Genomic DNA, 24,246 nt, shown 5'->3' on the forward strand with positions numbered 1-24,246 from the left:
ATATGAAAAAGGCTTCGGTTGTTATCCTTCTGCTGTTGCCCATCGCCTTTGCATTTGGACAACATGATCACGCTTCACATGCACCCACATCTTCAAAAGTTGATTCACAGCCGTTGCTGGCGCAGGCACTTCGGTTAAAAGATGCACTTGCCTTTCTGGGTAGTGCAATGAGCAAAGCGGACGAGCAAAAGCTTAAGGCACTTGAACATCAGAAACCGGGTCAGGAAGTTTCCAGTGCGATACAGGAGATCCTTGACCCCTATTGCCTTGCCGTTGTCAGCATTAACCCGGAATCACGTGTGAAACTTGATCGTGGCCAGGCATCCGCGAAGCTCATTCAAAATGGCTGGGCAACTTTCCTATAAAAGTCGTTAACGATGCAGGAGCAACAGCCCAGCTAATTGCTGAAAGTCCCAACGCAATAAGTCCGATCTTTGCTCCCTCCTTTGATCCAAAAGTAAAGGACGAAAAGCGATTGTCTGAAGGGCAGGTTGCCAACCGGTTCCTTGAATTATCCATCTATCGGAATCGTCCCTTGCTTCCGCATTTGTCGGGATTGAAACTCGAGTATGCCGTCTTACAGATCTATTGTAAGGATGCGGGCCGACGTGAAGCAGAGCTTGGTTTCAATATCGGGCAGGGCACGCAGGACATTGGTTTCAGAAATACACTGAACATATTGTTCGACATTCAGCCTTCGGTGCTGGTGAAGCTGAACGTTAAAGACGTTGATGGAAATCCAACGATGGCGTCATTCATCATTAGCGACGGCGTCGAACGCCTGTTAGACGATAGCGTCACAACGATCGGTAACAGCGACATACGATTGGCAGCTGCGCAAAGGGAATTCACTCCAATATTTGACCGGCCGGAGAGCGGATATAAAGTCCCTAAACAATTAACGGGGATTTATCCTTTGCCCGGCCGTCGCGTTGCTGCTTATGACGAATACCCTGACTTCTTCTTTCAGCCACAGGTTTATCGCTCTAATGGAGAGCACGTCATGCTTCCTCCTGGAAAGTACAACGTCACTTATACACGCGGACCGGAGTACACGCCACAGCAATCAGAGCTGGTTGTTCCATCAGGTGTCAAAGAAATGGAGGCAACCTTCCAGTTGAAACGCTGGGTTGATCTGCCTTCAATGGGATGGTTTAGTTCCGATCATCATGTGCATGCTGCGGGTTGTATGCACTATGAAAGCCCAGAGGAGGGAGTTAAGCCTGGGGACATGTGGCGTCAGTCATTGGGGGAAGCAGTTAATGTGGCCGTAGTTCTTGCCTGGGGACCAAGCTGGTACTATCAGAAACAATTCTTTACCGGCAAAGACAACCCGTTATCTACACGCAGGAACATTCTTCGCCAGGATGTTGAAGTGTCGGGATTTCCATCTTCGCATGCAGGTCATATTGTTTTGCTTCGGTTAAAGGACGATGACTACATGGGAAAGCAAACCATAGAGGAATGGCCCAGCTGGACACTGCCTGTTCTCGAATGGGCGCATTCCCAGGGTGGAATTACAGGCTATGCTCACTCGGGATGGGGACTGGAGCCTGTTACGCCAACCCGAGATTTGCCGAATTACGTCCTGCCCAAAATGGATAACATCGGTGCCAATGAATATATCGTTACCGTTACGCAACGCGCCGTTGACTTTTACAGCGCCGGCGACACACCGCTACCGTGGGAATTGAATATGTGGTATCATACACTCAACAGCGGATTCACCACACGGCTCAGCGGAGAGACTGACTTTCCCTGCATCTACGATGAACGGGTCGGTCTGGGCAGAAGCTATTTCAAACCCCAGGGAGAACTCACCTATGATAACTTTATCGCCAACATCAAGTCGGGGAGGTCGTATGTGACTGAAGGCGGTTCGCATATCATAGACTTCATTGTGAATGATGTAGAGATGGGTGTCAGGGATAGTCGTCTGATGCTTAAGAAGGCCGCAACGGTCAAGGTATCTGCAAAAGCTATTGCCAACCTGCCCGCTGTGCAAACGGAAGAAGGCAAACGCATTGCCAATTCAGATTTTACGAAACAACCTTACTGGCACATCGAAAGAGCCCGCCTCGGATCAACGAGAACTGTCCCGGTCGAACTCATTGTAAATGGAGTACCGGTTGATACCGCTGTTGTTTCTGCAGATGGCAAATGGAATGACATCAACTTTCAATACGCTATCAAACAGTCGTCATGGGTAGCGCTTCGAATTCCCGGAAGCGCTCATACCAATCCTGTGTTTGTGATTATCGACAACAAACCCATAGCTGAAAAACGCAGTGTTGAATGGTGCATTCAGGCACTTGATCAATGCTGGAAGACGAAACAGGGAAACATACGCAGCGAAGAAAGAACTTCAGCTAAAGAAGCTTACGATCGGGCGCGTCGTGTATATGAAGAGATTCTGAAGCAGGCGAACTAGCCAGCTAATCGTTGCTTCATTCTTTGTAGTTCGCACTTTGATTGCAGAACTGTGCACATCATTTAGTACCTCCTATTCGCTCTTAAGAACTTCCGCAGGATTTGTCCTTGCTACTTTTCTGGTTTGCGAGGTGATCATAACAAGTGCGAGTAGCAATATAGCGGCTGCTCCGCTCAGCATGTCGAACAACGTGACGGGTGCAGCGTCGCCCATTTTGGGCAATAGTACCTGCGTGAAGAAGATGTAAGTAAGAGGTAGCGCAATAACAGCAGCAATCAGCAACAGCAACAGAAAGTTTTTGCCCAACAGCACCAGCAGCCCACTTTCGCTTGCACCATGAACCTTCCGAATGCTTACTTCCTTGATGCGGATCTCGGTCGTGTAAACCACCATACCCAACAAGCCGATGGAAGCAATGCAAATCACCAGTGTTGAAAGAAAACCTCCAATCTTTACGCTTGCATTAAATCCTTTGAAGCTGTCTTCTATCTGCTGGCTGTAAAATGTGGCCCAGTAAGTATGAACAGGATCAATCTTCTTCCAAATGGATTCAATGCGAGCGTAGGTTGCTGGCAAGTCTTCTGATTCAATCTTTACATTGAGGTAATTGGGATGCTTTGAGTAACGCATGACGACCTCCTTGTTTACATTGTCTGTAGGCTTGCTGTAAACGAAGTCCTTAAGAACTCCTACGATGATTAAATTCTTCTTATTCACAGTTACTACTTCTCCGATGGCCTTATGGGGGTCGCCGCCAGCTATGTTAAAACGCTTTAATACGGCTTCGTTAACAATTACTTCCGATTCAAGAGAATCCGTTGCTTTGTAATTGAAGTTTCGTCCCGATAGCAATGTGTACTCATGAAGTGGCAGATAGTTTTCATCGATGGTGTTGTAGTATACTGCTGCAGAATCTTCCGGATGTTTGGTATACTTCATGCTGTTTACCCACATTCCTCCCAGACTGCTTACCAACGCTGATTGTGAAATTTGTTTGACTTCGGGCAACTCCAGCAGTTCCTTTCTCAGACGATCTGCTTTGACGCTGTTTCCATTCTCCTGCAGGCCGATGTTTAAAATATTGGCTGTGGAAAATCCAAGGTCATAATGAATGAAGTGCTTGTATTGTGTGTAGATCAGCATCGTTGTGGTAATACCAATGATTGAGATGCCGTACTGAAAAACGATCAGCGCTCTACGGAATGAAATTCCCTGTAGCGTCGACGTTGAAGCAAAGTTCTTAAATGCCCGTAATGCGCTGATGCGGCCAAAGGAGATGGCGGGAGCCAGACCAGCGAAGACGCCGATAACAATTGCAAATACAACGAATGCGAGCACCATCTGCGGCGATAGGTCGAGAACGAGCTGATCCTGTAGCGATTCTTCCATGCTGATAAAGTGAGGCTTAACAAACTGGAATATCACAAGCGCCAGTACCAGGGCAAGCAACGCAATAGCTATAGACTCAACAATAAATTGCATGATCACCTGGTATTTTACGGCGCCAATGGTCTTTCTGATACCGACTTCTTTTGCTCTTCTGAATGACCGCGCAAGGGAGAGATTCGTGTAATTGAAACACGCCGAAAGAATGACAACAAAAGTCAGCGACAGAAATATCCGCACGGGCGTCTCTCCAACCACAGTACCGATCTGGTTGCTGAGATTTTCGCCGGCAACTATGTCGTCCATCGCCTGAAGCCGCAGCGATATGGTGTGTTCTTTATAGGCTTTTCCCTCCTGCTCGCATACTTTGTTCAGACTTGCCTGCAGGGAGTTGAGGTCTGCCGACTGTGGGACCAGCAGATAAGTCCACGATTCCCATACGTTGTACCACTTTGAGTACTCGGTATTGTCCTTTAGTTGTGTCTCAACAGTCGCGAGCGATGCCAGCACGTCAAATTTGAAATGAGAAAACTTCGGTACGTCTCGCATTACTCCACTTACCTCGTAAGTTTCGTCACCCTTGCGAATGGTTTTGCCAAGGACATCGATGTCGCCAAAGAGTTTCTTCGATGCCGATTCGGTAAGTACTATCTTGTAAGGATCCTTCAGCGCGTTTGCCGGATTGCCACGCAGAAGTTCAAAAGAAAATACCTGGAAGAGTGAATTGTTTGCAAAGAAGCCTCTGAGCGGGATGAACTTGTTGTCTACTTCCAGATCGCCAGCAAACTCGCGACGCAATACGGCAACTTCTTCTATCCCAGTGATAGACTCTTTGATTGCTTTGGACGCACGTGCCGAGGTTGTTGCAAGTGGCTCAGGCGTTGTGATGTTCTTGTCCTGGTAATCTGTTACCACCCTGAAAATGCGATCATGCTTCTTGTGAAACTTGTCGTAAGAGAAAAGGTCTGAGAGCATGGCTATCATCAGCAGCCCCACAGACATACTTACACCGAGGCCAAGTATGTTGATGACTGAGAACAGCTTGTTGCGCACGATGTTTCGGGCAGACGTTTTGATGTAGCTCTTAAGCATGATCCAATAAGTTAATTATCATCTCTTTCATTAGTAGCGCAAAGTCGGAAGTACAAAGTCAGGTTGTCAGCAAGCACCTTGCAAAAAGTTTCGCCGCTACTCGTATCGTAGTGAGTTCACCGGGTTAGTGCGAGCTGCGCGCAGCGTTTGAACACTAACAGTGAGTAAAGCAATAATCAATACGATGGCACCCGCAAATGCGAACGTCATCACGGAAATCGAAGTATGATAGGCAAAGCTTTGCAGCCAGCTGTTCATCAGGAAATAGACCGCAGGTACGCTCAGAAGGATCGACAGCAGGACAAGCCTGATGTAGTCGACTGAGAGCAGTACAAAAATTCCTCCTTCACTGGAGCCCAGTACTTTTCGTATACCAATTTCTTTTGTGCGCTGAACGGTAGTATAAGCTGAGAGTCCCAGCAGGCCGAGGCAACCGATCACAAGTGCAAGCGCAGCGAATGTGGTGAAGAGCATTCCAAACTGCTGCTCATTGCGATATTGCCGTCCGAAGTAATCATCAAGGAAGAAATAGTCGAATGGGTTGCCCGGAAAGGCAGTCACGTAAGCATTTTGAATGGAGGCCAGTGCTCTGTCTATGTCAACGTTATTTCCGGTCAGACGGATAGAGTAAAATTCTCCGTAATAGGGCCCGCATTGAAATACTACGGGTGCCATATTCTTTTTCAAAGACAATTGATGATAATCATTGATTACGCCTACAACGATACTGCTGAACCCATAATCCGTGAAACTCAACGTCTGGCCGATTGCATCTTCCGGATTGCGGAATCCGAATGCTGTCGCTGCGGAGGCAGTAATAATGAGAGAAGTATCAGGATCCTTCACAAAGTCCTTTGAAAACAGCCGGCCTGCAAGCAACTTCATCTTGAAAACGTCAGTAAAGTCGTAGTCCATTGTGTTGAGTATGATGGTAGCGGATTTGTCGTCCGGCACATCATAGCGTTTCATACGGATCTTCCATTCGCGTTGTGCTCCGGGTACAGTAGTGGATGAGCTAACGTTTTGTATCGACGGGTTCTTCTTAAGTTCGTTACGGAATACATCGATCGCCGCAGTTTCCTTTCCTGACGGCATAATACCTGGACGCTCAACGACAACAACCTGGTCGATATTCACTCCGATATCCTGGTTCATCATGAAGGTAAGTTGCTGATAAACGATGATAGTTCCGGCGATCAGTGCCACAGACGCCATGAACTGAAAGACAACAAGCGAGCGTCGAAGTACAACGCCGCCACTACTGTTCTTGAATTTGCCCTTTAGAATCGTCGCCGGACGGAACGACGACAATACAATTGCAGGATAGAAGCCTGACAATATTGTACCTGCTAACCATAAGCCTGCAACAAGCGTGATAAACCAACTTTCAAAGAGATGGCTTACTTTTAGTGATAAACCGGATAAACTGTTGAAGCCCGGCAATATCGCTCCCATTACGGCAAGGGCAATGACAAGGGCAAGCAAATTAACGAACGCTGCTTCCGATAAGAACTGACGTATCAACTGACTTCGTGCCGCGCCAAGTGCCTTGCGTACGCCTACTTCCCTCGCGCGTTCCAGCGCCCGTGCCGTGGAAAGATTCACATAATTGATCCAGGCAATTACGAGAACGAAAACTCCGATGAGCGTCATAAACTGAACAATACGACCATCCCCATTGGCTTCGGCCTCATTGGATAGCCTCGACGTTAAATGAATATCACGCAGGGGCTGCAGCTTGAGAATGTATTGCTGGTTTTTCTCTTTGAGCTCGGGTACCTGTTTCGCGACGATCTCTGCGAACTTCGACTCAAGAGACTTAACATCCGCATCAGTCCTCAGCCTGAGGAATGTATACATGTCGCTCCTTGACCAGCTTTGATCATAGCGGCGCACGCCATAGTCGGGATTGTCCTGTTGCTGACGGCCAAATAGTGTCTTGTAAGAAAACAAAATGTCAAACTTGAGATGCGTGTTCTCCGGCATCTCAGCAATTACTCCTGTTACGCGGACGAGCTCATTGTTGTTATCGTCGTCACGCATGCGCAGCATCTTTCCAACAGGCTCCTCGTCTCCAAAGTAACGACGCGCCAATTCTCGCGTGAGCACTGCGGTGTTAGGTTCAGTCAATGCTGTTTTTGAGTCACCTGACAAAAGCGGATAGCCCATCATGGGCAGGAACGATGCATCAGCGTAAAGGAATCGTCGTTGCTTAATAGCAATAGGATCGGGACGTGCATCTTCGTTCGTGATGACCACGTTGTTCTTGAAACCCATGTTGTAAAGCCGTGCATAACCCTGCACCTCCGGAAGCGCCGCCACAAGCGCAGGTCCGGCAGCCGGAAAATTCTCAGCACTGGAGCTTACCAGTTCACCACCGTCGTAAGTATCCAGTGTCAGACGATAAACTGACTCCGGCTCTGGCACGAAGTCCTCATAGCTTTTTTCAAATTTTACATACTGCGCTACCAGAAGAAAAATCACCATCCCGATAGTAAGACCGAGGATGTTGAGAGAAGTAAAGAACTTGTTCTTGCTGAAGTTTCGATAGATGCGGCTGAACATGTTGGCAGTTGGGTATAGGTTAATGCTGGCTAATCGTTCTGACGTGATTGCAAAATGATTGCCAGTCGCTTTACGTGGGGTAGCAGTCGGTCTGAAATGCCTATTCTAGCGTTTAGGAGAAGGTTTATTGTCCGCTCTTCCTGATTCAACGTCCGGATTCGGTCGGGTGTATTCGAATACGGTCGTGTCAACCGTAAGGTCCCAGGATATTGAAATGGGCGGCTCACAACGCCTGGGATAACATAGGTCTGAGCTTATTGTCGGGTGAAACAAGAGAAGTCGTCCATAACAGACGACTTCCCTGATAAGTGAAGAATTTTGAATGGTGATCTATTGAAAATCAATAGCCGCTATTCTGTGTCAACGTCGCCTGTCCAGCAACCTGGCTGTTCAATATCTCCTGCAATGGAATTGGGAAATATTCATGTTTGCCGGCAACGAAATGAACGTTCTTGAGATAAGAGCGTTTGTTCCCTTCAACTGCATAGTAGGCATTGAGCACCTGGTCTGCAATGCCCCACCTCACGAGATCAAAGCGACGGTGACCCTCCATGGCAAACTCAAGTCGTTGTTCGAATTGAACAGCCTTAAGTGCCGTTGCCTGATCCGGGAATGGGTTAGTATACAATCCAATTACATAATTAGCAGCAGGTGTGCCATCGAGCTTTTTCACAAAGCCGGTAGTATGTGAAGCTCTTGTACGAATCTGATTCACATAACCACGCGCTCCCTCAAGATCATTTTGTTGCGCCGCGATTTCTGCCAGCCATAGGATCACGTGTGAATAGCGGATCATCCGATAGTTGTTCGCATTTAACCGGGGATTGCCTGCGAATGTATTCGTGCCGACATCCGAACGATACATCACGTGCTTCTTCGGAGAATAAGGTCCTCCATACGCCTGATCCCGAACGTAGGTCTTGCCGGGATGTATACCCCAATCAAGATATGGAATGCCCCTGCGTCCAACAGTCCAGTCGAGACGTGGATCCACTGGTCCATCATAAGGTGTGAATGGTGCCGTTGCTTCAATGCCCTGATCACTTGGAATATCGGTATCGTTAAATGTGTCCAGGAAAGGGAGCCCGGTTGTAGCATCTGTCTTGAATGCATTTACGAGATTTTGTGAAGGCTGAAAGAATCCGCAGCATGTTGTAACGCCACCGCCACCGTATGGATAGTTGAGCGTCGATCCAATATTGCCGTTCTCACCACCAGACGCACCATCATTAACAGAGTACTGCACCTCAAAAATCGACTCCAGGTTGTTGTTGGTAGTCGCCTTGAAGTTGTCATGGTAGTTGTCCATCAGTTTGAACTGGTTGCTGCCTACGATTTCCAGGAGCAACGCCTTTGCTTCATCATACTTTTTCTGATACAGGTATGCCTTTGCAAGTGTAGCGGCTGCCGCCCATTTCGATGCGCGACCTGGTTGTGTTTGTTTCGTAGGAAGCACATCGTAAGCGGCCTTCAGATCGGCAACGATCTGAGGCCAGATGTCGGTATTATTCGGAAGTTTTGTGCTCTCCAGGTTATTTGGATCGTAGGTGACCTCATCGATATAGGGCACGTTGTTATACATCTTCTTTAACTCGAAGTGAAAATGACCGCGCAGGAAGCGCGCTTCTGCTTCTATCTGAGCGCGTTCTACTTCTGTGATGTCAATCACCTTTGGAAGGATTTGCAATACATCGTTCGTACGCGCAATGCCATCATACATGCCGCGCCACTTGCCCCGGAAGTAAATGTTATCAGATGCTATGTTGTGCTGTTCAATCAGAGAGATCGGCGGCTGGTCACCGGCGATTGTGCCCTTATAAGCATCGTCAGATGCCACGCTTCCATACACCCAGTTGTCAGCGCCAACCTGGTACGAACGATAGGCGCCTTCTGCAGTTGCCCATCCATCCAGCAATGCATAAGCACCGGTTAGAAGTGAATTAACACCTTTGTTATTCTGTAACGTCGAGCTACTCAGTGCAGCCTTTGGCTTCACATCGAGAAATGAATCGGAACAGGAACTCACGATACTCAGCAGTATGCTGCCTGAGATGATGAAGGCTGTCTTCATAGATATAACGTTAGTTTTCATATGTCGCATAATGAAGATCGTTAAAAAGTTAAATTAAGACCGACGAGATATTGCTTGGCAGCTGGATATGCACCGCCGTCAACGCCAAGTTGTCTGTCACTACCCGATGTGTAGTTGAATGTTCCCGCAACGCGGTCATTACCTGCCGTGTAGTTGCGCAGGTTAATTTCAGGATCCATACCGGAATAGTTTGTAATCGTGATCAGGTTTTGTCCCTGCACGTATACCCTCAGCGATGTGAGACCTATCTTCGATATCAGGGCAGTTGGTAACGAATAGGTCAGCTGAATGTTCTTGAAACGGAAGTAAGAACCTGACTCCAGATAATACGTGGAAGGAAGAATGCTCACCTGGTCGCTGGATGTCAACTGAGGCAGAACTGCATCTGTTTTTCCGGGACGCCACGAGTCATAAAGCATCCGTGTGCTGCGATTGCCGGCAAATGTAGGGAAGTCGGTCCAGTACTTCACGTAGTTAAAGATGTCGTTTCCATATACACCCTGACCAAAGACAGTAAGACCGAAGTTCTTGTAATTCATGTTGAGCGTAATGCCGTAAGTGAAGTCCGGGTGCGGATTACCGATGATGGAAAGGTCGCGCGTGTTGATTACACCATCAGGTACACCATTGGGTCCACTAACGTCTCTGAAGTTGAATCGTCCGGCTTTGTTCTGGTTTACACCAAGATTGTTCACCGGTGCGTTCAGGGCTTCTTCATCAGTTTGGAAAATGCCATCAATGGTATATCCAAAGAACGAGGAGATGGGATATCCTTGCTGGGTCACTACAAAGTTCTGAATACGTTCGTCGTTGATGCCAAAGTATTGTGTGTTCGCATCACCTGTGGTCTTGATCACTTCATTTCGATAAGTGCTGAAGTTACCGTCGACGCTAAACGTAAGGTCCGGAGTGAGTTGTCCATGATAACCAAGTGAAAGGTCCACACCCCGGTTGCGCATAGTACCAATGTTCTGGAACGGAACGGAAGCTACGCCGGCTGTCAACGGTGCGGATACTGGAAATAGCATGTCCGTAGTTTCACGCTGGTACCAGTCGATTGAGAAGTCCAGCTTCGACTTAAACAGTGCAAGGTCTAAACCGACGTTGGTAGATGTTGTCGTTTCCCATTTTGCATTGGCATTTCCAAATTGTGTCAGCTCATAGCCTGGAACCGCAGATGTGCGCGAGCCGTTCAGGTCATAGAATGACGTGATGGGATTGGTTGAGAAAATGGTGTAGGGATTGTAGTAACCAATTTCCTGGTTTCCGGTTTGTCCCCAACCCACTCTCAGCTTACCACGATCCATCCATCCTTTGGTTCCATCGAGAAATCCTTCTTCTGAAAATACCCAGCCAGCGCTAACGGCAGGGAAGTACGCCACGAGATTTTGTTTTGAAAAGCGCGAAGATCTGTCGCGGCGAACGGTAGCCTCAAACAGATACTTGTCGAGGAGATTGTAGTTCAGTTTTGCAAACTCTGAAGCGAGTGACCAGTTGGATGCACCACCATTGTTGGTCTGAACACCTGTTCCTCCGCTGAGGTAGCGGTTGTCGAGATCGTCTGATGCAAAATTGGTGCGTGATGCATCGAATGTTTCGTAGTAGTCTTTAATGGACTCAATACCCACAATGAAATTCAGTTTGTGAATGTCGGCGATCGTTGTGTTGTACGTCAGCGTGTTGTACCAGGTCCAGGTCCACTCGAAGTTATTGGTAGTCTTCAGAGAGTTTGAGCCTCTTGATTCAGCGGATTCAATGTCGCGTATGGTATAGTCTCTGAAGTTGAATGTCAGATAGTCGATACCGAAGCTGGTCTTCGCGGTAAGGTTTTCAAGGATGTCTACTTCAGCATATGCGTTACCAAACATTCTCAACTCCTTCTGAACATTGTCCTTGTTTCTCCAGAGGTCGGCAACGGGATTTCGGGAGTTGTCAAGGTCAGTGCCTCGCGTACCGGCAAACGTTGTTCCCGATACGTCATAGATGGGAACGATCGGTTGGATGCGGAATGCGAATGAAGTTGGATTGCTCTCCTGGCTATTACCATTGGGCTGATTGACACGTTCGCCGTAGGCTACCTGAAAATTCTCGCCGACCCGAACGCGCTTCCCGATATTGAACTCGGTATTTGCCCGAAGTGAATAGCGCTTGTAATTCGTGTAGATCATGATGCCTTCCTGATTGAAGTAGTTCAGCGACATTGCATATCTGCCGCCTTCTGTTCCACCCGATACGCCAACCTGATGATTTTGAATCGGTGCAGGGTTGTAGATTTCGTCAAGCCAGTTCGTTCCCTCTTTGTTGGCTTTGGTGATCATCCATTTTGTTCTGTTGAAATCTGCAGCATCGATGTTGTTGCTATAGTTAATGTAATTGCCGTTGGCATCCTGCGCTACCCGTGGATCTCCCTCCATCGCTCCGGCTGGAAATATATAATCAGGGATAACGGGCGTCGGACCATTTCCAAACTGTGCATGAACTGGATTGCCATTCGCTCCAACAGCACCGGCGTTGATGCGCGATTCCCATGTGAGATCCGCATACTCCTGAGTGTTTAAGAGATGAAGAAGCTTGCCTGGCTGTTGGGTTCCGGCATACATGTCGTATGTAAATACTGGTCGCCCATTCTTACCCTTTTTGGTAGTTACAATTACAACACCATTGCCCGCGCGTGATCCATAGATGGATGCAGCAGACGCATCTTTCAGGATCTGAATGGACTCAACGTCGTTTTGATTGATGGTGTTTAAATTACCTTTCGTAGGCACACCATCGATCACGTACAGCGGTGAGTTGTCATTGATCGTTCCGAATCCCCGAATGCGAACCATTACACCACCTCCAGGACTGTTTTCATTACCTACAACAACTCCGGCAGATTTGCCCTGAAGTGCCTGCCCGAGATTTGTTGTCGGGGTCGCAAGTAGTTGCTTGCTGTCGAGTGTGGATACAGCACCGGTGATATCACGCTTCGACTGCGAGCCGTAACCTGTAACGACAACCTCGGATAGTGAAACAATATCTGGCTCCATGCTAACTTCGATTGACGCCCGGTTGGCAACGCTCACCTCCTGGGTCGAATATCCGATGAAGGAGAACACGAGCACCGCGTTTCCGTCAGGGACGTTCAGTTTAAACTTGCCATCGCTGTCGGTCGTGGTTCCGTTGGCAGTACCCTTTACAAGAATGTTCACACCTGGCAAACCCTGCCCAGTGTTATCTGCAACTTTACCCGATACGGCAAAGTCTGCCTGGAAAGATGAGGAAGAAAGATGCTCACTGCCCGCGACCATTGAAGTCATAGCCGGCGAATCATCTAACAAATTTAGGTCGACCGATCGGGCGGAAGCCAAACCGGGTTGGCAATAAATGCCGGCAGACATTGTGAGAAAACACAATGCATTACGTAATGGTCTTTTCATAACGTTGTTGTTTAGTTAATAAGGAATTATTCAAATACAATCCTTCCGGAAAGTCAAACGAAGGGGGACGAGTCTGTTAAGGCACAAACAAAATGGAGATCGACACTCGCTAGATCTTTTAACACGCAACTACACCAGCCTCACAGAGAGGAGTTGAATTCTTGGCGATAGAAGGCTTAGGTATATGAAGTTAAAAAACTAATCGCACTATTTTATACTACAGGCGAGAGATTAACATTTCCGCAACAATCTTAGTACCAATTAAACTTTGCAACGGACGAATCTCACGCCATTCACGTGAATTCAATTCAAATCAATAATCAAGGTTGTCGTAACAATAGATCAAATTGTTCAATGACGTTTTGTATATCGGTTTAAGGGTTTCAAATCCGGACACGCTTATTTCGAAGATGAACAGTCAAGACGTATTAATGCGAGGTTTCTTCTTCCGAAACAGCAAGGGCAACTATAATCAACTAGTCAAAACTTTCTAACAAGAAGCAGCCGCGGTTGTTATCCCGCGACTGCCTACCAACGCGGTGAGCGAAGTTTCACCACATTATTGAACGCTCACTGAAGTTCGTTGGATTTGGGGATAGGGCATTTGTGATGTAATCACCATATCGAACGTAACGGTGCCTGATACGCCCGGAGTTGTATATACAACCTCGCGGGTGACTTCAGTGTCCTTTGTATCGGACTGCGTGTCGAATGTTTGAACCGTTGCATAGGTTCCACTTCCAACTTTGGCGCGGAGTTCAACGGTCTTTACAGGGTCCGCCAAAGGATTGACATACTTCAGCGTTAAAGTGATATCAGTTGCTTTCGCAGGTTTGGCATTAGACGATGAGATCGTCGCCACCGTCGTCGTTGTCGTTCCTTTCTTTTGATATCCGGGCAATACTTCATTTTCCTCGCAAGCCACAGACGCAAGCGCCAATGTCAACAACAGAAATGCTATTCTTATTTTCATGAACAAATCCATTTAGAGTCTAAATACTAAGGACTAACTACTAAGGACTGCTTCTATTGCTCGTCCCACCATATTCTGTCGAGGAGAGTCACGGAAGGAACGTTTGCTCCGTTGCGTGAGGTCTCGGAATCGGGATAGATCAGACGTCTGATATAATTCCCGTTCAGCTCGGGGTTCAGGTTTGCCGGAAGAGTCATGTTCTTGTACTTATAGTCGAAGCGACGTGCATCGTTCCAGGTTTCAGGGCTTAGAAAAAGGGCAACGTACTTCTCCTTCATAATGAGATCCAGTGTGATGTTATCAGCGCCGACGCTTACAGTTGCGTTGTTTACGTACGTTGAGATGTCGGCGTCATCAACGCCCACCATGCGCATGTGCGCCTGAATGCCGGCGATGTAGGCATCGTACGCTCGTTGCTTGTTTCCTGCCGCAAGTCCCGCTTCAGCTTCAATGAAACGCGTCTCAGCAGCAGTGATGATCAGGATGGGTGCGGTATTCGCTGCATAGTAAGTATCTCTTGAAATAACAGACCGGTCGCCGCTTATATCTACTCCTGTGCCTCTTCCTTGTCCATTGGGAACTCCGATATATTCTCCCTCATCGGTGGCGCTGAACATGAATGGTAAACGAGGATCAACAACAGGATAAGATGTTCCGTTCATAGCATCGGCAAGTTGCTCTGATATCCACCCGTCGAGGATAGCGCTCTCCTGATCGATCGCTACTTTCGCCCACGGATTATAAACATCGTATCCCTGATCGGAATAGACGATAGCGCCGTTGTCGACGTTCAATAGTATTCCTTTGTCGATGGCAGCAAGAATGTCATCAGGAGTTGCGTCACCGGAATTTGCCGCGTGTAGCAGATAGCGTGCTTTCAGCGAGTAGGCAAGTTTCGTCCACTTCGCAAGGTCGCCACCGTATATGAAGTCGTCAGAACCAGGAGAGAGGTCGGAGGTTCCGTTGCTGAGGTTTGCAATGGCTTCATCAAGTAGCGATGTGAGCACAACGTATAGTGATTGGTCATCGTCATATATCGGTTTCAGATATTCTCCTGTGAACGCTTCCGAATAGGGCAGGTCGCCCCAGATATCAATGGTCATTCCAAGGTTGATTGCCATGAGAACCTGAGCTGTACCTTTGTAGTGAGGTGAATTCTGCTCGTCTGCAAGTTTGAGAATGTCGCTGATGTCGCTCATCATCCTGTAAAGATTTTGCCAGGTCTCATCAAAGGCCGTGGCATCCTGAACATCCTTTGATCCGAATGCGTTGGGCGATGCCAGGTACTGCACATAGTATGACGTGATGTCGCCGATACTTTGGATGTTGTCTCCCGTTCGATACGAAGCGTTTGCCATCAACAGAGACATCGGGACCTCCGAAGGTTTATTCGGATTCTCATTGATGTCGAGGTAATCATTGCAGGATGCGAGTAAAAGAACCGCTGCAATGATTGATAGTTTGATTCTGAGATTCTTCATAGTCTACAGCGTCAGGTTGAGTGTAAACAAAGTGCTCATAGTGCTGGGATATGTAAGCCCGGTAAAACCTGTGGCATTGCCGCCTGCTCCACCACTAAAGGATTCCGGATCGAAGTTGATCCAGGGTGTCCACAAGATGATGTTGTTCACTGTTGCAGAAATATTGACTGCCTTCAATGGTGTCTTGCCAAGCCATGTCTTCGGAAGCGAATAGGACAGTCCTACGTTTCGGAGTTTTACGAACGATGCATTCTTGACAAAGTTCTCCGATGTAGTTCTGAAGTAGACACGATAGAATCCCTGGCCATAGTCGACTCCATCGGGACCGACCGCCTGGCCAAGAAACACTTCTTTAGTGTTTGGAGTACCATCTGCAAGTACGCCGTCGAAGACAACTACATCATTTCTGTTTTCGGAATAGTCGAGTTTTCCGAATGCCGACAGGAAGTTGTGAAACTGATCATATTGATCAACACCATAGCGCGCGTCAATGAGGAACGAGAGGCTCAGTCCTTTGTAGGTAAGCGTATTGCGAATGCCGCCCAGCCATTTCGGCTGAGCGTTTCCGAGGGCAAGCTGTTGCGTGTTGCGTACAGGGAACCCGTTAGCGCCGATCACCAAAGGCAGATCATGATCAAGATAACGGAGATTTTCCGGTGCTCCACCCTGGTAGTATCGCTGATAGCTGGTGCCATAAATGTTTCCGTAAGCATCTCCTTCTTTGAGTTTCATGGTCACTGTACTTCCGCTATAGCCGAACTGAGTTGAAATTGGAAATTCATCCAATCCCTCTGCGATGTCCACGACGCGGTTACGGTTACGGGTGAAGTTTACCATCAGGTCCCAACGGAAATCGCCGGTACGAATCGGATTCGCGTTTAAAATCAATTCGATTCCTTTGTTTTCGATTTCTCCAACATTCGTAACTATCGTAGGATATCCGGCTGCCTCTGATACTGGTACACGGAAGATTTGATCGCGGCTGTTTGATTTATACCAGGTGAATTCAACACCAAGTCTGTTCTCAAAGAACCTTAGTTCTGCTCCAAGATCGATAGTGGTCGTCCGTTCAGGTCGCAAATCGTTGCTGCCCCTCACATCGTCGCGTGAGAAGCCAAGAATTCCGTTGATCGGAAACCCAAGGCTGTTTGTATAAACCGTGGAAGTCAGATAGGGATCTGTGTCCTTCCCAACTTCGCCATAAGATGCTCTAACCTTGCCAAATGATATCTGCGAAGGGAGGTCCACGACTTCACTGAATATGAAGCTTAAGTTATAAGAAGGGTAGAAGAATGAATTGTTCCCCTTAGGCAGTGTTGACGTCCAGTCATTTCTTCCTGTAACATTCAGGTACAACATGTCTCTGTAGTTCAGCATCAGATCACCATAAGCGCCTATCAACCTTCGCTGCCGCATCTCATTGTAATAGAGCAATTGCTTGGTGTTGCTGAATGCAAAGAACTGCGGAATTTCAAACTCTTGTCCTGTCACGACTGAAGAGCGTCGGTCTTCCTGAAACAACTCCTGCCCTAAACGCAGTGTTGCTGTGAAGTCTTCACCAAGCCCCTTTTTGAATTCCGCAAACACATTAGAATTAAGAATGCGGCTGTTGATCTGCGTGTCCTCCATGTAGCCAGTAGCACTGATCGGAAATTCATCTGTTGAAGATCTTGGGCCAGGTGCTATCTCCCGCCGGTAATCAGAATAGAAGTCGGTGCCCAGCCGATAGTTCAGGCTGAACCATCCGACGGGCTTATAGGACAGCAGAATGTTTCCTAGAATACGGTCTACTCTGTCTTTGTAGGTGCTATACTTTGCAGTATATAGCGGATTGTCTGATAAACCGACATAATTCTGATAACCATTTTCATCTTCGTAGTCGCGAACGTCGCGTGTTACAGGATAATACATGAGGTTCTCCATGAAACGATCGTGAGGGACACGGTTGCCACCCGAGTTGCTGTAATTCATCGAGACTGTTGCTGTAAACTTGTCATTGAAATTCAACGAACCTGAAACTTTCGCTACTGTTCGTTTCCACGTGCTGAAGGGGATCACGCCTTGTTGATCAGTGTTGCCGACGGAGGTATAGAATGTCGCAATCTTATTTCCACCACTTACGCTGATATGATTGTCGAACGTCTTGCCGGTCTGCATGGCATTCTTCACATTGTCGTAATAGCGATACTCCGGGTCTATGAGATTAGCTACTGCAATCTTCGCGCCCCAGGCGGGAAAAATGTCGTCTGGATTGTACAGGCCATTCGAGCCCTGCCCGTATTCGTCCTGAAAGTGCGGATACTTGTTGATGTGGTCCATGCCAAATGTGCTCGTGGCATTTACCTGCAGTTGACCTGCCGTGCCTTTCTTCGTTGTGATCACTATGGCCCCGTTGGCAGCACGTACGCCATACAACGCCGTGGCGGCAGCTCCTTTCAACACGGTAAGCGATTCAATATCGTTCGGATTGATGTCCATCGCGCGATTGCTGAGCCCACGTGGCGTATTTTCCGTAGCACCACTGGCTGTTTCGTAAGTGCTGTTGTCGATGGGAATTCCGTCAACCACAAACAATGGTTGGTTATTGGCATTGGGATCAAGAGAAGTAATGCCTCGCACCAGTATCCTTGAACTCATACCAGGAGCTCCACCTGAGCTGGTTATCTGTACGCCCGCAACCTGCCCCTGCAGTGCGTTCACTACACTGGGTTGCCTCATCTGTATCAACGAAGCACCATTTACTTCCTGTGCCGAAAAGCCGATTGACTGTTTAGCCTGTTCGATGCCAAATGAAGTAACAACCACCTCATCAAGTTGTGTGACATCAGGTTCCATGGTAACATCAACTACATTGCGTTGATTTACTTCTATTTCTATCGTCTTGAACCCAATGAATGAGAAGATGAGTGTTGCTATGCCGTTTTCCGTGTCGATTGAATACTTGCCCTGGGCATCTGTCATGGTCCCAATCTGCGTGCCTTTGACCACAACGCTAACGCCTGGCAAGGGCTCATTCGCAGACCTGACAACTCCGGTAATGGAAAATGCAGGTAGCGACTCCGTTAATGGTGGGCCAACGGATGATTGCGGACCGGAACCAGTACGCTCAATAAGGATCATCTCATTCATTTCCCTATAGGTGAGCGGAGTGTGGGCCAACAAGAGTGACAGCGTTTGAGCAAGCGAACGGGTGGCGCTTTCAAGTGTCAATCCGTTTACTTTCTTTATTTCCTGGTTGCGATATACGAAACGATAAGGCGTCCGTTTTTCAATTTGCTTAAGAGCAAACTCTAGTGATTCATCTCGCAACTCCAGAGTAACCTGGATACTATCGAGCCGCAGCGATTTGGTGCCGGCTGCAAAACTTTTTGATGCAGGAATATCAATGAGAGTCAGAGCGAGAAATACAATGCATGCGAACCGCGATCGTCGCAGTTCTGGGTTTAGCCATGTGAGCCGCATGATGATCATGAGCGATGAATGCGGCGCATGAAAAAGTATAGACTTCATGTCGGTGGTTAATGATTTTGGGTTAGGAATTTTGAATTGGGATCTCAGGAGGCGCATTATCGAGACCAGAACAACTCATTCTCTTTGGTAGAAGTGTATCATCAGTCTGTAGTTTAGGTTAAGTAATTTGTTTTGGTTAATTGTTCTTCCTGTTGTCAGCAACCATTACCGTCAATGACATATTCCCCAGGCGCGATCTGACGATAGCTCGCATGGTTGAATACGCATATGACTTCCAGAATCCTGATAAAACTTTCGCCTTCGATAAACGTTGCCGTAAACCTGCATTGGGAAGCGTGATCATTTGCAAATCGCATTTTTACCCCAAAGCGCTCTGATAGTCTGGCAGCCGCTTCGCCGAACGTAATGTCATCGAACTGTATGTCGTGACGCGTCCAGGCCATTGCCGAATCACTTTTTATCAATTGTTGTGCAGCAACCTGCCGTTGTTTGTCGAACGTGACCTGTTGATCTTTTGTCAATGTGGCCAATACACGCTGTTGTTCAGTTACCTGCACTTTTCCCCTGCTTACCGTCACGGTTATGTCGTTGTCATTATCATATGCCTTGATAAGGAAGGCCGTACCCAGCACACGAGTTTCAAGTGTTCCCGTATGCACGATAAAGGGCTTAGTCTCATCGTGAACAATGTCAAAGTATCCTTCACCTGCAAGCGTTACGGAGCGTTTGGATTGTCCATCGAATGATCGGGGATAGTCAAGTCTGCTTCCTTCTTTTAAGAGTACGGTGCTGCCATCGGGCAGGACGATTGCCTTAGGAGTTGAAGCTTGCTGCTTCTCGTTATTGGTGATTCTATTGTCGCCCCTGAGGGTGAACTCTGTGTAGTAAAAAAATGCTGACCCTCCGAGTAGAACCAAAGCCAGCGCGGCCGCATAGCGATACCAACTCGCTCTCCGCCTGGCAGGACGGGCAGCTATGATGCTGTCCAATATGCTCTCAGCCAATGGATCCTTGAGAGACAGTAATGTGGGCTCATACTCCCACAACTCAGCCATGACTTCTTCTATGGTTTCCCTGCTGTCCGGATCAATAATGAGCTTTCGTAACTCTGACTCTTCATCGGGCGCGAGTGTACCATGAGCATACGACAAGAGCAGCTGGCGGAGGCGGGTATGATTGATTGGCATAGTTTCACGTATGACACGTGAGCCAGCCGGATGGAGTAGTCCCGAATTAAATTTTTAGAAAAATTCCGAAACGATGATTACTGCCGCTGCTAGTATAAGTCGGCTAACCTGCATTCGAATGGTTTTCAACGCCTGCTGCATGTGGGTTTTTACAGTAAGCCTTGAGATGTTGAGAAGCGCGGCTGCTTCCTGATATTTGAGTCCCTGTAATTGGCACAACTGGAATACACGCCGTTGCTGCTGGGGAAGACTGTCTACAACTTTGTCGAGCATGTGCTTGCGTTCGCTAAGAACATCGTCATCCTCAGAATCAAATGTTGCAACAACTTCACCTTGAAATGTTGACTTTGCCTGTGCTTCGAGTGCCTGGCGACGCATAATATTATAGACATGATTGCGAACCATTGTGAACAGGAAGGCATCGAAATTAATAACCGAAGTAAGCGCTTCACGTTTGAGCCAGATCTTCATAAAGATTTCCTGAACCGTTTCCTGCCCGATAGTTTCCGAGCGTGTGAGGCCCGTGGCAAATGAATTTACCCTGTGACAATATGAATTGAATAGCACTCTGAAAGCGGCTTCGTCACCTTCAGCGACCTGGAATAGCAATGACTTTATGTCGACGTGCTTCTGCATAACCGGGTTCGGGATAAATACAACATAGGAAAAAGTGAGCAATGATGAAAGTGGTGTTTTGGTATGACACCTATTCTGAGGCTTGCAAACGCATTCCGTTTTAGGGAAAATGGCCTGGGGAAAAAGCTCAATTTTTCCCTGTTCACGCCCCGTAATTTGGCTCTAATCCGGAACGATGGTCGACACGGTTAGTGCCTGGTCGAAATGACCCGAAATACGCCATGCCATGGGACTATCTTAGTGTAGGGATAGCAATGCCGTTGCAATAAATCTTCGTATGCAACAAACGTCTATTCGAAGGTAAAAAACGATTCTCTGTTGTTAGCGCCATCGTCGAAAGCCCTCGATCACAAACGCCCATATAAACAAGTTTCATGAATAAAACTGCATTAAATGTGTCGATCAAGTACGGAGTACTGCTCGGCGTTTTAACCATTGCTTCCGCCTCGTTGCTATTTGGCATATCGTCCGGAGCCAATCAGGGTATTGCCTTTGTTGCCATTGCAACCGCGGTGCTCATTTATATCGTTAAACTTGGCATCATCGCCAGGAGCCACTATGAATACAACGAGAAAAACAACGATTACATTTCTTTCAAGGATGCCATATTGATCGGTTTGGTAGTACTGGGTATTTCAGCAGTGATGTCGGTAATCTTTCAGTTTGTCGGCTACAACTTTCTCATGAAGGAGAAGTATGAAGCTGCCTGGCGCTTAGCTCTGGATAGCGGTATCTCGCCTTTACGGATAATACTTTCCGGTATGGTCAGCGGAGTAATTATTGATGTGATCTTTTTGTTCCTCATCATCATGATGGAATCAATGTGGAAGATCTTCAAGAAGGCCGGCAAAGACGGCTGGGCAGCTTTGATCCCCTTCTATAATACGATAACACTTTTGGACATCGTAGGCAAGCCAGTGATATGGTTCTTATTGATGTTCATCCCCATCGTCAACGTCGTACTCGGCATCTGGGTGATTAACCTCCTGGCTAAGCGCTTTGGAAAGAGTGACGGATTTACTGTCGGTATGATTTTCCTTCCCTTCATTTTCTATCCATTGCTGGGTATGAGTGAGGAGCAAATGATCCCGCTTCCCGAGCAGGCAGCTTACTAATCTTTACAACATTGGAAGAAAGCTTATGGCCAGGGGTCATAAGCTTTTTTTATTGCTTGGAGGCCTGCCAACCTTGTTCCCGGAAACACGTTAACCTTTGAGCGTAGACCGGACAGTATATCAAAAAACATGACAACAGATATCATTGAACTTCACAACTTCATCGTACTCATCGAGCAATCAAAGGCATCAACGACGTTGATTCAAAAGTGCTCCATTGACACTGACGTTGTGGGCTTTGCATTCTATGGCTCCGGTAGTGTTGAACTTGAGATCAGGCATAACGATCAGACGAAGTACGTCACGAATACAACAGGGATGGCGATTTCGTTTTACGGAAATCAACGGGTAGAATTTTCCCACAAGATCGCGCCCGACAGGCCATTGCAGTCAATCAGCATCTTTACGCGAATTGAGCGATTGCATACATTGCCTCAGTCCGAGCAGCAGATCTTTCAGGAGAAGCTTCCCCAGCTGTTGCGGCCCGAACAAAACTTTGTAAAGGGTCCTTCCTTCTATATGAATGTCGATATGCAGCATGCAGTACAGAAGGTTTTCAATACGCCATATTCAGGTAATACGCGCTTGCTTTTTCTGAAGAGCCAGGTGAATGAATTGCTGGCCCATTTCTTTGCATTGCTATCCGCTGAGAGGAATAACGAAGTCGAAAATTCCGATAAGCTTTTTCAGGCTAAGGATATTATGGTGAACAACATAGCACAACCGCCCTCATTGACGGAATTGTCAAAATTGATTGGTTTAAACAGTAACAAACTGAAACGGAATTTTAAGGAGTTGTTTGGTCTTCCAGTGTTTAAGTTTCTGCAGGAAGAACGACTTCGAAAGGCCTACGAACTATTGTGCGGTCACGAAATGAGCGTTCAGGAAACGGCCTGGTATGTGGGTTATGAGAGCCTTAGTTCATTTTCCAACGCCTTTCAAAAAAAGTACGGACTCCGCCCTAACGAACTGAGACAACAGTTCCTTTCAAACAAATCATAGTTCTTTCTAAACAAATGTTCGGGTGAACAGAGATGCAATTTTGAGCATAGCAATTCACCAATGAACATAATATGAAAGAACAAAAGATCCTTATCACAGGCGGCACTGGGAAAACAGGCCGTCGCGTTGCCGGGAAGCTTCAGCAAGCCGGCATCATCAATATTAGAATCGGTTCACGCCGCGAAACGCCACCCTTTGACTGGGATGCGCCTGGCTCCTGGGAGGAAGTATTGACTGGTATCGATACGGTGTACATAAGTTTTCAACCCGACCTGGCAATCCCCACTTCCGCTTCAGTAATACGGGCATTCACCTCCCTGGCGTCCAGGCTTGGCGTTAGAAAGATGGTTTTACTTTCGGGCCGGGGCGAGGCCGAAGCAATAAAATGCGAAGAGATTGTTAAGGAGGCAGCAGCATCCTGGTCAATTGTAAGAGCCAGCTGGTTTAATCAGAATTTTGACGAGGGAATTTTCCTTGATCCAATACTCGCAGGTCACTTTGTTGTTCCGGGAGTGGAGTCTCCTGAGCCTTTCACCGACGCCGACGATATCTCGGATGTGGTAGTACAATGTCTGCTCGATGACAAGCACAACGGAAAGACCTATGATCTTACGGGACCTGAGCTGCTCACTTTCGGAGCGGCAATAAAACAAATAGCAGAAGCCAGTGGCCGCACCATTGTGTTCGAACCGATCCCGATGGACGACTACGAACAGATGCTGAGAAGCTACAATGTGCCTGAAGATCAGCTGTGGCTGATCCGATATTTGTTTACAGAAGTGCTCGATGGCCGCAATGCGAATGTCACCAACGACATCGAGAAAGTCCTGGGCAGAAAAGCAAGGACCTTTTCACAGTATGCTGCAGACGCCGTCAAGAAAGGTGTATGGACTCCATCTAAAATCCCGACGTTATAACTTATGAACGTTGTCAGAGCAGTAATTGCTGGTGCCACGGTTTGGCTATTGGTGATCTCCACGTTCACGGTGTTGGCGTACCTTCCAATGGTTGGTGAGTCTTCTCTGGCTCAGTCGGTGATTGTTATTTGTTTGATGGCAGTGTTTTCATCGGCAGGTGCCTGGATCTATTACAAAGATGTGTCCACCGACCATGGTTCGCGTGTCGGACTTCTGGCGTCAGCGACTGCCCTGTTGCTGGATGTTTTAATAACGGTTCCATTCTTTGAAATACCAAATGGAGGGGGGTATGTTTCATTCTTTACGAGCCCCGTACTATGGACGCTGGTGATCATAAACGTGTTAACCTTTTACATGTCTGGCAGGCGACGTGCCAGCGCCTGACGAACCGATGCTGTGCGGATACAGGGCTGATTGCATCTAAGAATACCTGATTGTGTGTAAAAATACGATGACGCCAGACGAATCCGCTGGTA

General features: G+C 47.5%; 15 protein-coding genes. 6 read left to right on the forward strand and 9 right to left on the reverse strand.

Annotated elements, in window-relative coordinates:
• The first annotated feature begins 2 nt into the window (after nt 1-2).
• Both WBG78_RS03650 and WBG78_RS03655 read left to right on the forward strand, forming a co-directional pair.
• Nucleotides 3-365 (forward strand): hypothetical protein, encoded by a 363-nt coding sequence (locus WBG78_RS03650; protein WP_337325010.1) that lies wholly within the window; start codon nt 3-5, stop codon nt 363-365.
• A gap of 110 nt (nt 366-475) precedes the next feature.
• Entirely contained in the window at nt 476-2,431 is a 1,956-nt protein-coding gene (locus tag WBG78_RS03655) for a CehA/McbA family metallohydrolase (protein WP_337325011.1), read from the forward strand.
• Nucleotides 2,432-2,503: 72 nt separating this feature from the next.
• Here WBG78_RS03655 and WBG78_RS03660 read toward each other — a convergent pair whose 3' ends face one another.
• The 9 genes from WBG78_RS03660 to WBG78_RS03700 all read right to left on the reverse strand — a co-directional run bounded on the left by WBG78_RS03660 (nt 2,504) and on the right by WBG78_RS03700 (nt 20,736).
• On the reverse strand, nt 2,504-4,909 hold the full coding sequence (locus WBG78_RS03660; protein ID WP_337325012.1) for an ABC transporter permease: 2,406 nt from the start codon (nt 4,907-4,909) through the stop codon (nt 2,504-2,506).
• Between the two features lie 96 nt (nt 4,910-5,005).
• Nucleotides 5,006-7,474, reverse strand: coding sequence for an ABC transporter permease (locus WBG78_RS03665; RefSeq protein ID WP_337325013.1), 2,469 nt, complete (start codon nt 7,472-7,474; stop codon nt 5,006-5,008).
• 340 nt (nt 7,475-7,814) lie between these two features.
• Nucleotides 7,815-9,545, reverse strand: coding sequence for a RagB/SusD family nutrient uptake outer membrane protein (locus WBG78_RS03670; protein ID WP_337325014.1), 1,731 nt, complete (start codon nt 9,543-9,545; stop codon nt 7,815-7,817).
• Nucleotides 9,546-9,586: 41 nt separating this feature from the next.
• Nucleotides 9,587-12,868 (reverse strand): SusC/RagA family TonB-linked outer membrane protein, encoded by a 3,282-nt coding sequence (locus WBG78_RS03675; RefSeq protein ID WP_443092763.1) that lies wholly within the window; start codon nt 12,866-12,868, stop codon nt 9,587-9,589.
• A 679-nt stretch (nt 12,869-13,547) separates the two neighbouring features.
• The gene (locus WBG78_RS03680) at nt 13,548-13,961 is read right to left on the reverse strand and encodes a hypothetical protein (RefSeq protein ID WP_337325016.1); all 414 of its coding nucleotides are present in this window, start codon (nt 13,959-13,961) and stop codon (nt 13,548-13,550) included.
• A 53-nt stretch (nt 13,962-14,014) separates the two neighbouring features.
• Nucleotides 14,015-15,442, reverse strand: a complete 1,428-nt coding sequence (locus WBG78_RS03685; RefSeq protein ID WP_337325017.1) for a SusD/RagB family nutrient-binding outer membrane lipoprotein — start codon at nt 15,440-15,442, stop codon at nt 14,015-14,017.
• Nucleotides 15,443-15,445: 3 nt separating this feature from the next.
• Nucleotides 15,446-18,952, reverse strand: coding sequence for a SusC/RagA family TonB-linked outer membrane protein (locus tag WBG78_RS03690; protein WP_337325018.1), 3,507 nt, complete (start codon nt 18,950-18,952; stop codon nt 15,446-15,448).
• A gap of 155 nt (nt 18,953-19,107) precedes the next feature.
• The gene (locus WBG78_RS03695) at nt 19,108-20,100 is read right to left on the reverse strand and encodes a FecR family protein (RefSeq protein ID WP_337325019.1); all 993 of its coding nucleotides are present in this window, start codon (nt 20,098-20,100) and stop codon (nt 19,108-19,110) included.
• A gap of 54 nt (nt 20,101-20,154) precedes the next feature.
• On the reverse strand, nt 20,155-20,736 hold the full coding sequence (locus WBG78_RS03700; RefSeq protein WP_337325020.1) for an RNA polymerase sigma factor: 582 nt from the start codon (nt 20,734-20,736) through the stop codon (nt 20,155-20,157).
• Between the two features lie 374 nt (nt 20,737-21,110).
• On the opposite strand from WBG78_RS03700, the gene WBG78_RS03705 reads away from it, so the two are divergent.
• The 4 genes from WBG78_RS03705 (at nt 21,111) to WBG78_RS03720 (ending at nt 24,154) form a co-directional block, all read left to right on the forward strand.
• Nucleotides 21,111-21,851, forward strand: a complete 741-nt coding sequence (locus tag WBG78_RS03705) for a DUF4199 family protein (protein ID WP_337325021.1) — start codon at nt 21,111-21,113, stop codon at nt 21,849-21,851.
• A gap of 129 nt (nt 21,852-21,980) precedes the next feature.
• On the forward strand, nt 21,981-22,853 hold the full coding sequence (locus WBG78_RS03710) for a helix-turn-helix domain-containing protein (RefSeq protein WP_337325022.1): 873 nt from the start codon (nt 21,981-21,983) through the stop codon (nt 22,851-22,853).
• 71 nt (nt 22,854-22,924) lie between these two features.
• Nucleotides 22,925-23,770 (forward strand): NmrA family transcriptional regulator, encoded by an 846-nt coding sequence (locus WBG78_RS03715; protein ID WP_337325023.1) that lies wholly within the window; start codon nt 22,925-22,927, stop codon nt 23,768-23,770.
• A gap of 3 nt (nt 23,771-23,773) precedes the next feature.
• Nucleotides 23,774-24,154, forward strand: a complete 381-nt coding sequence (locus WBG78_RS03720) for a DUF5367 family protein (protein WP_337325024.1) — start codon at nt 23,774-23,776, stop codon at nt 24,152-24,154.
• The last annotated feature ends 92 nt before the right edge of the window (nt 24,155-24,246 follow it).

Origin of the sequence: Chryseolinea sp. T2 (assembly GCF_037203685.1) — a bacterium.
In the GTDB taxonomy this organism is placed as follows: domain Bacteria; phylum Bacteroidota; class Bacteroidia; order Cytophagales; family Cyclobacteriaceae; genus Chryseolinea.